At 70.5% G+C, this 9,792-nt stretch carries 7 protein-coding genes and 1 pseudogene; 3 read left to right on the top strand and 5 right to left on the bottom strand.

Annotated features, from left to right (window positions below; translation table 11 throughout):
* Positions 1-195: 195 nt before the first annotated feature.
* Entirely contained in the window at positions 196-1,164 is a 969-nt protein-coding gene (locus VGV60_07095) for a hypothetical protein (protein HEV8701021.1), read from the bottom strand.
* Between the two features lie 55 nt (positions 1,165-1,219).
* On the opposite strand from VGV60_07095, the gene gatC reads away from it, so the two are divergent.
* From gatC to VGV60_07080, 3 genes are read left to right on the top strand one after another with little or no spacing between them, the layout of a single operon-like run.
* Entirely contained in the window at positions 1,220-1,507 is a 288-nt protein-coding gene (gatC, locus tag VGV60_07090; protein ID HEV8701020.1) for an Asp-tRNA(Asn)/Glu-tRNA(Gln) amidotransferase subunit GatC, read from the top strand.
* Positions 1,504-2,979, top strand: coding sequence for an Asp-tRNA(Asn)/Glu-tRNA(Gln) amidotransferase subunit GatA (gatA, locus tag VGV60_07085; protein HEV8701019.1), 1,476 nt, complete (start codon positions 1,504-1,506; stop codon positions 2,977-2,979). Before gatC ends, gatA begins: the two co-directional genes overlap by 4 nt.
* Complete coding sequence (locus tag VGV60_07080) at positions 2,976-4,928, top strand: N-acetylmuramoyl-L-alanine amidase (protein HEV8701018.1); 1,953 nt, start codon at positions 2,976-2,978, stop codon at positions 4,926-4,928. The genes gatA and VGV60_07080 overlap by 4 nt, the downstream gene beginning before the upstream one ends.
* Here VGV60_07080 and VGV60_07075 read toward each other — a convergent pair.
* The 4 genes and pseudogenes from VGV60_07075 to VGV60_07060 all read right to left on the bottom strand — a co-directional run bounded on the left by VGV60_07075 (position 4,914) and on the right by VGV60_07060 (position 9,566).
* Positions 4,914-6,161 carry a M48 family metallopeptidase gene (locus VGV60_07075; GenBank protein HEV8701017.1) on the bottom strand — a complete coding sequence of 416 codons (1,248 nt, stop codon included), beginning with the start codon at positions 6,159-6,161 and terminating at the stop codon, positions 4,914-4,916. The genes VGV60_07080 and VGV60_07075 overlap by 15 nt on opposite strands.
* Positions 6,158-7,804 (bottom strand): DUF885 domain-containing protein, encoded by a 1,647-nt coding sequence (locus VGV60_07070; GenBank protein HEV8701016.1) that lies wholly within the window; start codon positions 7,802-7,804, stop codon positions 6,158-6,160. Before VGV60_07070 ends, VGV60_07075 begins: the two co-directional genes overlap by 4 nt.
* A 98-nt stretch (positions 7,805-7,902) precedes the next feature.
* Entirely contained in the window at positions 7,903-8,547 is a 645-nt protein-coding gene (locus VGV60_07065) for an NAD(P)-binding domain-containing protein (protein ID HEV8701015.1), read from the bottom strand.
* Positions 8,548-8,747: 200 nt separating this feature from the next.
* Positions 8,748-9,566: pseudogene (locus VGV60_07060) on the bottom strand (isocitrate lyase/phosphoenolpyruvate mutase family protein).
* Positions 9,567-9,792 lie beyond the last annotated feature (226 nt).

Here is a 9,792-nt window from a genome sequence, read left to right as displayed (position 1 = left end):
AGCGAGCCAACGGGCCGCCCGATCGGCGAGTCCGCCGAAGCCTCCGCCTCGACCAGGCCCTCGAACTGTCCGCCCACGGACTCAGGCCCGATCCAGCGCCTCATCCCCGATCAGGCGCCTCCACGGTCGTCGGGCATTTTCCAAAGGAACAACACCCTGCGGACGCGCGGCCCGGCCGACTGCTCGGACAGGCTCCTAGAAGGCGGCCGTGACTCCCAGCCGATACCGCACGCGCGACCACCCCTCCTCATCCGTCGACGAATGGACGTCGATGTCGAGGCTCTGGGTCTGACCCGGGGAGAGGACCAGCGTGTCGGTGTGGGAGAAGGGGTGGGCGGCGGGCGGGGCGGCGGCGCTCACCGTGGCCAGCTCGCCGTGGAGGGTGACCTCGACCTGGATGCGGCCGCCCGAGATGAGGACCGGTGTCAGGCTCACGTCCACCTCTTCCTTGCGGTATCGCCGGGCGCCGGAGGCGTCCGGATCGAGGGTCACGTTGAAGGAGAAATGGTTGCCCGCTTCGTGACCGATCAGCGCCCGCAGCCGGTTGCTCTTCATCGGCTTCGGCTCCTGGTCCCCTTCGCCCCGGGACACGGACAGCACGAACTCGGCGAACTGCGACTCGGGCCCCTGATCCGCATCGGGCGTCCCGCAGCGCACCCGGAAGGCGAGCCTGCCCTGGGTGACGGTGGACGAATACGCTTCGACCATCTTCTCCTCGAAGGGCTTCAGGACCACCGCGGCGCGCACCCGGTCGGGCGGGCGCGGCCGGGCGCCGGCTCTCGCTCCGGCCAGGACGCTGCGCGTCTCGGTCTCGATGTGGAGGGCGCAGCCTCCTTCCGGGGACAGGGTGGGGCTCAGGCGGGCCGTCAGCTCCACCATTTCGCGCGCCTCGCCCCCGGTGCGGCTGATGAGGGTGGCCGATTTCTTCAGCACCCCGGAGCTGCCCGAGAAGACATCGGCCACGTCCGTGCCGAGGGACTGAGTGCCCCGGCGGTCGACGGCGATCGTCTCGATGGTGATCCGCACCGCGCCGACGGGCGCCTCGGGCTCCACGGCGGGCTTCGCTACGGGGGCCGCGCCGAGGAGGACCAGGACCGCCGCCGCGGCCCGGACCATGCCTCGGGTGTCGGCGCGCGCCTCATTCACCGCAATCGTTCGGCTCATGGCCGGAAGGCTACCACAATGACTCGGGTATAATCGCCGGCGGGGCTCCCCCGCCATGGCGATCACCCGGAACGAAGTCCTGCATCTCGCGAAGCTGGCCAACCTCGAATTCAACGAGGAGGAGATCGACCGCTTCACCCGCCAGATCAGCTCGATCCTCGACTACGTGGCTCGACTGAACGAGCTCGACACCTCGGCCATCGAGCCGACCACCTCGATCGAGAGCGGCGCGCTGGCGCTGCGCGACGATGTCCTGGTTCCCTCGATTCCGCGCATGGAGGCGCTGGCGAACGCCCCGGAGTCGGACGGCGTCCATTTCAAGGTCCCGAAGGTGATCGGTTGAGCGGGCTCACCGGCCGGACGATCGGCGAGATCCGCTCCCTCGTCGCCTCGGGAGAAGCGAGCGCCGTCGAGGTGTGCCGCGCCCACCTCGAGCGGGCCCGCGCCCTCGAGCCGCGTCTCAAGGCGTTCCGCATTCTCCTCGAGGAGGAGGCCCTGCGGGAGGCCGCGCGCGTCGACCGTGAGCGGGCGGAGGGGCGCACGCCAGGGCCTCTCGCCGGCGTGCCGATCGCCGTCAAGGACGTCCTGTGCGCCCGCGGAGCGCCCGCCACATGCGGCTCCCGCATTCTCCAGAACCATGTCCCGATCTACGACGCCACATGCGTGGCGCGCCTGCGGGGCGCGGGCGCGGTCCTCCTCGGCAAGACCAACATGGACGAGTTCGCGATGGGATCCTCCACCGAGAACTCGGCGTTCGAGAAGACCTCGAACCCCTGGGCGCCGGACCGCGTGCCGGGCGGATCGAGCGGCGGGTCGGCTGCGGCGGTGGCCGCGCGCGAGGTCCCGGCGGCGCTCGGCACCGACACCGGTGGGTCCATCCGCCAGCCCGCGGCGTTCTGCGGCGTCCCCGGCATGAAGCCGACCTACGGCCGCGTGTCGCGCTACGGACTGGTGGCGTTCGCGTCGTCGCTCGATCAGGCCGGACCGTTCGGGCGGACGGTCGAGGACGTGGCGCGCGTCCTGCAGGTCATCGCCGGACACGACCCCCACGACTCGACCTCGGCGGACGTGGATGTCCCCGACTACCTGGCGGGCCTGCGGCGCGGCGCTTCGGGACTGCGCCTCGGCGTGCCGGCCGAGTACTTCAAAGGGGGCATGGACAAGGAGGTGGACGCCTCGGTGCGGTCGGCTCTCCACCTCGCCGAAGGCCTGGGCGCGCGCCTGGAGGAGATCTCCCTGCCGCACACGGAGTACGCCATACCGACCTATTACATCATCGCGACCGCCGAGGCGAGCAGCAACCTGGCGCGATACGACGGCGTGCGCTACGGGCACCGCGCCCCGGGCGCGCGGCAGCTCGGTCCCCTGTACGTCCGCACGCGCACGGAGGGGTTCGGCGCCGAGGTGAAGCGGCGCATCATGCTCGGCACGTACGTCCTCTCCTCCGGGTACTACGATGCCTACTACCTCAAGGGGCAGAAGGTGCGGACGCTGATCCGCCGTGACTTCGAGCGGGCCTTCGAGAAGGTGGACGCCATCCTGACGCCGACCACGCCGACCCCGGCCTTCCGCTTCGGCGACAAGACCGACGACCCCCTAGCGATGTACCTTTCGGACATCTACACGGTCACGATCAATCTCGCGGGCCTGCCCGGGATCTCGATCCCCTGCGGGCTGACGCGCGAGCGCCTGCCGATCGGGCTCCAGATCATCGGGCGCCGCTTCGACGAGGAGACCGTCCTGCGCCTCGCGGCCGCGCTCGAGGGAGAGCTGAAATTTCAACGGCACGTGCCGCCTCTCGAAGGGAACCCGTGAGCCCGGACCGGCCGCTTCGACCGCACCGGCGCGTCCGGCTCGCCCTGGCCGCGGCGTGCGCGGCCTGCCTGGCCGCCGCCGAGACCGGAGCGGCGGCGGGCACGGCGCCTCCCTCCGCGGCGCAGCGGGCGCAGCGGCTCGATGCCCCCAATGGGCGCGCCGCGGGAGCGGCGCCCGGGCTTCCGAAGGAGCGCGCGGTCCTGCAGAACGGGCGGGATCTCTCGCTGGAGGTTCCCGTCCGGCCCGGCGACACCTACGCGTCGATCGGGCAGAGGTACCTGGCGGACCTGCGCGAGCTCGCGTCGATCCGCTCCCGGAACGGCGATCGCCTGCCCCCCGCCGGGGCGACCGTGATCCTCCCGTACGCGTCCCTGAACGACGAGCACAAGGTGAAGGCCCTCCTGGATCTCTACCCGGAAGACGGCCCGCGAGACGGAAACTGGGTCCACCGCGTGGGGGCGGGGCGGCAGGAGGGGTCCGAGGAGAGCCTGTGGAGCCTGTCGCTCTGGCTGACGGGCCGCGGGGAGAACTTCGGGGCTCTCGCCGACCGGAACGGGATTCCCGGCCTGATCCCCTCCAGCGGCCAGGAGATCGTCGTGCCGGCCGGGCTGCTCCTGCCCCCCTTCGCCCGGCTGGCTGCGGCGCAGGCCTCCGCGGGCCAGGCCGCTCCGTCCACCGAGGGGGAAGTGTCCAGCGACGATTTCACCGAGGTCCCTTCGGAGGCCGAGCCGGGGCCGGCACCACCTGCCCTGCCGCCGCGGGGGCCGGCGACCGATGCCAGCGGACAGCTCACGTACGGCGCCGACGAGGGCGGGGCCTTCGGAGCGTACCGGCTGAAACGCGGCGAGGCGCTCTATTCGGTCGTGATGCGCTTCACGGGGCGGGTCGACAGCCAGGAGGTGAACGAGCTGGCGCAGGCCATCGCGGCGCGGAGCGGTATCAGGGATCTCACCGGGATCCCGATCGGCCATCGGGTGAAGCTCCCCCTCGACGATCTGCTCCCCGAGTACCTGCCCGGACAGGACCCCCGGCGCCAAGCCTGGGAGAAGGGCCAGCAGAAGGCCGCCCGGTACATCAACCAGACGCGCAGCCGGAATCTGGAAGGCGTCACCGTGATCCTGGACGCAGGGCACGGAGGCCGCGATCGCGGCGCCGCGCACAACGGCGTCTCGGAGCACGAGTACGTCTACGACATTCTCTGCCGCATCAAGGCGCGGCTGGAGGAGGACACCGCGGCGCGCGTGCTCACGACGATCAAGGATCGCGTGGAAGGGTATCGCATCCGGGAATCGGTCCAGCTGACCCGCAACGGCGCGGAGGTCCTCCTGACCGATCCGCCGTTTCCCCTGTCGGACCCTTACGCCGGCGTCAATCTGAGGTGGTACCTGACGAACTCCTATTTCCGCCGCCTGGTGGCGGAGGGAAGCGATCCCCTCAAGGTGGTGTTCACGAGCCTGCATGCCGACGCCCGCCATCCTGGCCTCGGCGGGGCGATGGTCTACGTCCCGGGCGAGCAGTACCGTCGCGGCCGCTACGGATACACCGGCCCGATCTATGCGCGCACCCGCGAGTCGCGGGACGCCCCCTACGTGTCGTTCACGCGTGCCGAGCGGGAGCGGTCGGAGGGCCTGTCCCGCCAGTTCGCCATCGCCCTGGTGAAATCGTTCCGTCGGGCGGGCGTTTCGGTGCATCCGTACGACCCGGTGCGCGAGCGAATCGTGCGACGGCGCCGGTCGTGGGTACCGGCCGTCCTGCGCTGCAGCGAGGTCCCGGTCGAGGTCCTCGTGGAGGTCAGCAATCTGAGCAACCTGGCCGACAGCCGACAGCTGTCGGATCCGGTCTACCGGCAGAACGTCGCCGACGCCTACGTCGACGCGCTGAGCCTCTACTACGGCGGGGCGGGTTCCCGCCCGCCGACGACCCGCATGGTCACATCACGGGGCAACTGAGGGACCGTCGTCCGTGATGCCCCGCTTGCGGGCGAACTCCCGGGCACGATCCACCCGTCTTTCGAGGCTCGGATGGCTGAACAGGAGCGCCTCGATCCAGGGATGGACGCGGTACTCCGACAGGTCGAAGCGCCCGAATTTCAGGAAGACCGACGCGGCGGCGGCCGGGTCCCCGGTCGCCTCGAGCCCGAACAGGTCGGCCTGGCGCTCCTGCATCCGGCTGAAGGCCGAGAGGGCAGGACTGACGAGAAGCACCAGCATCGCCAGGACCAGGAGAATGACCGGAAGCGACGACGGCTCCGACAGGGCCGGGATGCCCAGCGCCGGACGGCGCTCGATGATGCGACGCGACACGCGATCGACCAGGTAGAGCCCCGGGAAGACGAAGACCGTCAGGAAGGCCACGAACCTCCAGATGTGGTTTTGGACGTAATGCCCCATCTCGTGCCCCATCACGGCGCGGATCTCGCGCGGCGTGAACCGGCGCAGGAGCGTGTCGTGCAGCACGATCCGCTCGGTGCCGAGAAGGCCCGCGACGTAGGCATTGTTGTGGCTGGACTGGCGGCTGGCGTCCATCTCGTACACCTCGTCCGCCGGAATCCCCTGGGACCGGGCCAATGCCAGGATGTCCGAGCGCAGGGTCGCGTCCTTGAGCGGCTCGAAGCGGTTGAACAGGGGGGCGATGAAGACCGGCGCCGCGGCGAGCGTGACGATGAGGAAGACGACCGCCAGGCAGGCAGCGGCCACCCAGCCGTTCCGGCCGAGCCCCCGGATGGCCGCGTAGACGACGATGAAGAAGAGCGCCTGCAGGACCGCGGTGACCGCGAGCGCCTTCCCCCAATCCCCGAGCCAGCCGGCCAGGCTCTGGTTGGCGAAGCCGTAGCTCTTCTCGCGGACGAAGCCGCTGTAGAGGGCGAGCGGCAGGGACCCCGCGAACATCACGAGGGTGAACAGCACCACGTACAGCCCCACTTTGAGGTTGGGCGACTGCGTGACCGCCTCCGCCCATCGTTGCAGAGTCGCGCCGAGCCCCGAGAAGGCGATCCCCGCCAGGAGGCCCGCCGTCCAGAGGAAGTCGGCGACACGCAGGACGTAGTTGCCGTGCGAGTACGACTCCATGCGCGGATCGTCCGGCGGCACGTCCCCCAGGGGATGGGGTTCCATGACGGGCTGGCCCGCCGCAGACGTCGCGCAGAAAAGCAGGGCCGCCAGGCCGAGCCCGATCGGTCTCAAGCCGGCGCGCCGATCATCCGGCTGCGGATCAGCGCGATCGGAATCGAGCCGAAGGACAGCAGGCCGTCGTGGAAGGCGCCGAGATCGAAGGCCGGGCCGAGCCGCCGCCTGACCTCCTCCCGAAGATCCAGGATCGCCTGCTTCCCCACCGCGTAGGACATCGGCTGCGTGGGCGATCGGGTGTAGCGCAGCGCCTCGGCGCGCGCGCTCGGGGACTCGAGCCGCGCGACGTCATGAAGCATGTCCGCGGCCCCGTCGGTCGTCATGCCGCGCGTGTGCATGCCGACGTCGATCACCACCCGGCAGGAGCGCCACAGCTGGTCCTTGAACTGCAGCACGCGGCTGCGCGGGTCCTGGTAGTACGACTGCTCCGCCATCATCTGCTCGCAATAGAACGCCCAGCCTTCGATCAGGACCGAGGTGCCGAAGAAGCGCCGGACCCTCGAGGGGATGCGGCACGCCACCGACAGCTGCAGGTGGTGCCCCGGATACGTCTCGTGCACGACCGTCGCCGGGATGGAGGGCCGCAGGTGATCCTGCAGCATGCGCAACCGCACCTCGGGCGGGGCGGCCGCGGGGGGCGGCGTGACCCAGAGGAACCCTTCCTTCGCGCTCTCGAAGGGGGCCGGCGCCATGTAGGCCGCAAACGGGGTGACCGTCCTCTGAAAGGACGGCGTTTCCACCACGCGCAGGAGCTCCCCCTCGGGCAGCGTGGCCAGGCGGCGGGACCGGACGAACTCCCGGGCGCGCTCCACCTCCTGGCCATACTCCGCCAGGAATTCCTGCTCGGTCGGATGATCGTGCTTCCATTGGGCCACCAGGTCCTGCCACGAGCGCGCTGGATCGACGGACTTCGCCGCGTCCTCGAGGAGCTCCCGGCAGCGGGCCACCTGCTCCGTGCCGAAGTCGTGCAGGGCGTCCGCGTCCAGGTCGATGCCGTGCTGCGCGCGCAGAAGGAACTCGAACAGGTTGCGGCCGACGGCGAACCGGCCGGACGCCTCGGGAAGCAGGCGCGCGCGCAGGTGCTCGCCGAACTCGCGCATGGCCTCCGCCGCGGCGGACAGCGCCCCGTCCAGCTCGGCGCCCGACGGCCCCGCCCGGGGGGCCAGCTCCCGCTTCGCCCCCTCGAAGAACGCCAGCCCTCCCTCGACCTGCTGCAGCGCGGCGATCACCCACTCCCGGGGAATCGCATCCGGGGCCGACAGGTTGGCGCGCGCCTGGCGCAGGAGGCCCGGCACCTCCCGGGCGCGCCGGGCCGCCGACTGCGCCCTCTCCGGCAGCGGCGCGAACTGGCGTTCGACGAGGAGGTAGATGCCGTAGAGGATCTCTTCCAGATAGTAGGTCGGATCGCGGAACGGCGCCCGCACCTCGCGCTGGAGCCGTTCGTCGACCTCGAGAGAGTCCAGGAGAACCCGGACATCGAGCGCCTCGTCCGGCCGGAGATCGGGAATCGAGCCGGCCAGCCGCTGCAGGTCGCGCCGATGCGCCGCCAGGCGCTTGAGCCGGACCTCGATGGCTTCGGGGGCGCAGTCGACGAGGCGATGATCGTGTTCGTGGACGCCGGCCGCCGTCGCCGCGGTCGGGTTGTCACTCCAGAGGGAGCGCAGGATCTCGTCGATGAGGGCCGCCAGCCGTGCGTCCATGGATCCCCGCTCCGAGCAGCCGATTATATCTGGATTCCTCGACGGCCCTCGGAGCCGCGCTGCGGAGACTTTCCCATCCTCGAGTTGCGGGGGACCGACTACCGCTGATGCAGCAGCTTGAAGGCGTGCGTCCAGTCGTTCCGGAGGAAGCCGGGAATGCACCAGAGGATGCAGAGCGGCTCGATGGCGCGCGCCGCTTCGGCCTGCCCCATGTCCTCGGTCTCCCAGCCGAACTGTTCGAGAATGCCGCGCACCGTGCGTTTCGCGGTTTCGTCGTTGCCGCAGATGAACATGCTCGGCCTGCCGCCGGGGAGCTTCGGATCGACCATGAGCGCGGCGCCGACCGAGTTGAACGCCTTGACGAAGCGCGCGTCGGGGAATTCCCGCTGCAGGCGCTCCATCAGGGAGTCGTCCAGGCTCGTGAAAAACTTAAGGACGCCGTTCGCCGCGGGGGCGTCGGCGATCGGGTTCGTGGCGTCGATGACCGTCTTCCCGGCGAGGTGGGCGCGCGTGGCGCCGCGCAGCGCCTCCAGGGCGGCCGCTCCCTTGACCGCCAGCACGACGACCTCACCGTGATGCGCCGTGTCGGCGAAGTTCCCGGCGCGCGCGCCGCGATGCTCGCCGGCCCATGCCGCCAGCTTGGCCGGCTCCCGCGACCCGATCATCACGTCGTGGCCGTGCCTCAGGAACCCGCCCGCCAATGTCTTCGCGACGTCGCCGGAACCGATGACTCCGACCTTCATGTTCGTCTCCTTTTCGTGTTTCCCTTACATCATAATCCTCGAGGATCGGTGCGGCGAGTAAGTGCCGTCGAACGCCGTCTTCCAGGTGCGGCCGCCGTCGTCGGAGGTCACCCAGTGCTGGCGCACGCGGCCGTGCGGGCCGCGCGGCAATGAGCCGACCCACTGTAGGCCGCGCGCCGGGGACCGGGATGAGACGACGATCAGGCTTTGCCGAACGGCCCGTTGAGCTCGGTGGAGGGGACGGCACGCGCCAGCGCTTCGAAGGTGCCGCGCTCGGCGATCTCCTTCGCCGCCCCGAAGAAGCCGGCCCAAGCCGCCCTCGCGAGCGCGCCACCCACGCTAATGCGACGGACGCCGAGGGCCGCGAGGTCGGCCACTGTCGTGTAGTCCCCCGCTGCCAGCACGTTGACCGGCTTCGGCGCGACCGCTCTCACCACCGCCGCGATCTCGTCCCGGCTCCTGATGCCGGGCGTGTAGAGACAGTCGGCCCCCGCCTCGGCATAGGCGACGAGACGGTGTAGCGTCTCCGCGAGATCCGGGCGCTCGGCGATGAACCCCTCGGATCGACCGGTGAGCAGGACGCCGGTCCCGCTGGCGTCGATCGCCCGCCGGGCGGCCCTGATCCTTTAGACCGCGAGCGTGAACTCGAAGAGCGGCCGGGCCGCGTCGTGAGTCGAATCCTCGATGGAGAGACCGGCGATGCCGGTCCGGGCCGCGGCGGCGACATGGCGACCGACCGCCTCGGGCTCGACGGCGAAGCCCCCCTCGAAGTCGGCGCTGATCGGCACGCTGACTCCCGCGGCCATGACGCGAAGATGCTGCAGCGCCTGCTCGAGCGACAGGTGGTGGTCCGGCAGTCCCTGCGTCCAGGCGAACCCGGCGCTGGTCGTGGCCAGCGCCTTGAAACCGAGGTTGACCAGGAGCCGCGCGCTGCCGAGATCCCAGGGATTCGGGACGACGAAGCAGCCCGACTCGTGCAGCCGACGGAACGCGCGGCAGGCTTCGGAGATCTGGGGCATATGGGCACGATACCACGCGAATGGCCTGCTGCCGAGGCCTTGCCCGCGGGGATATCGTCCCGGTCGAAGGTGGGTAGGCGGCGCGAATGGTGGGGCGTTCACCTTCCCAAAGCCAGTGTGGCCCGCAGGCGTCGACGACGCCGCCGGGAGCCTGCCCCGTGCCGTTGATGTCCGGGAACGCCCCGAGATTCAAAACCGGACGAAAGTCAGCCGCCGGGCCCTCCGC

The sequence above is a fragment of the Candidatus Polarisedimenticolia bacterium genome (assembly GCA_036001465.1).
Classification (GTDB): domain Bacteria; phylum Acidobacteriota; class Polarisedimenticolia; order Gp22-AA2; family Gp22-AA2; genus Gp22-AA3.
The sequence above is the reverse complement of the archived record's forward strand: the minus strand, read 5'-3'. Positions and strand labels throughout refer to the sequence as shown.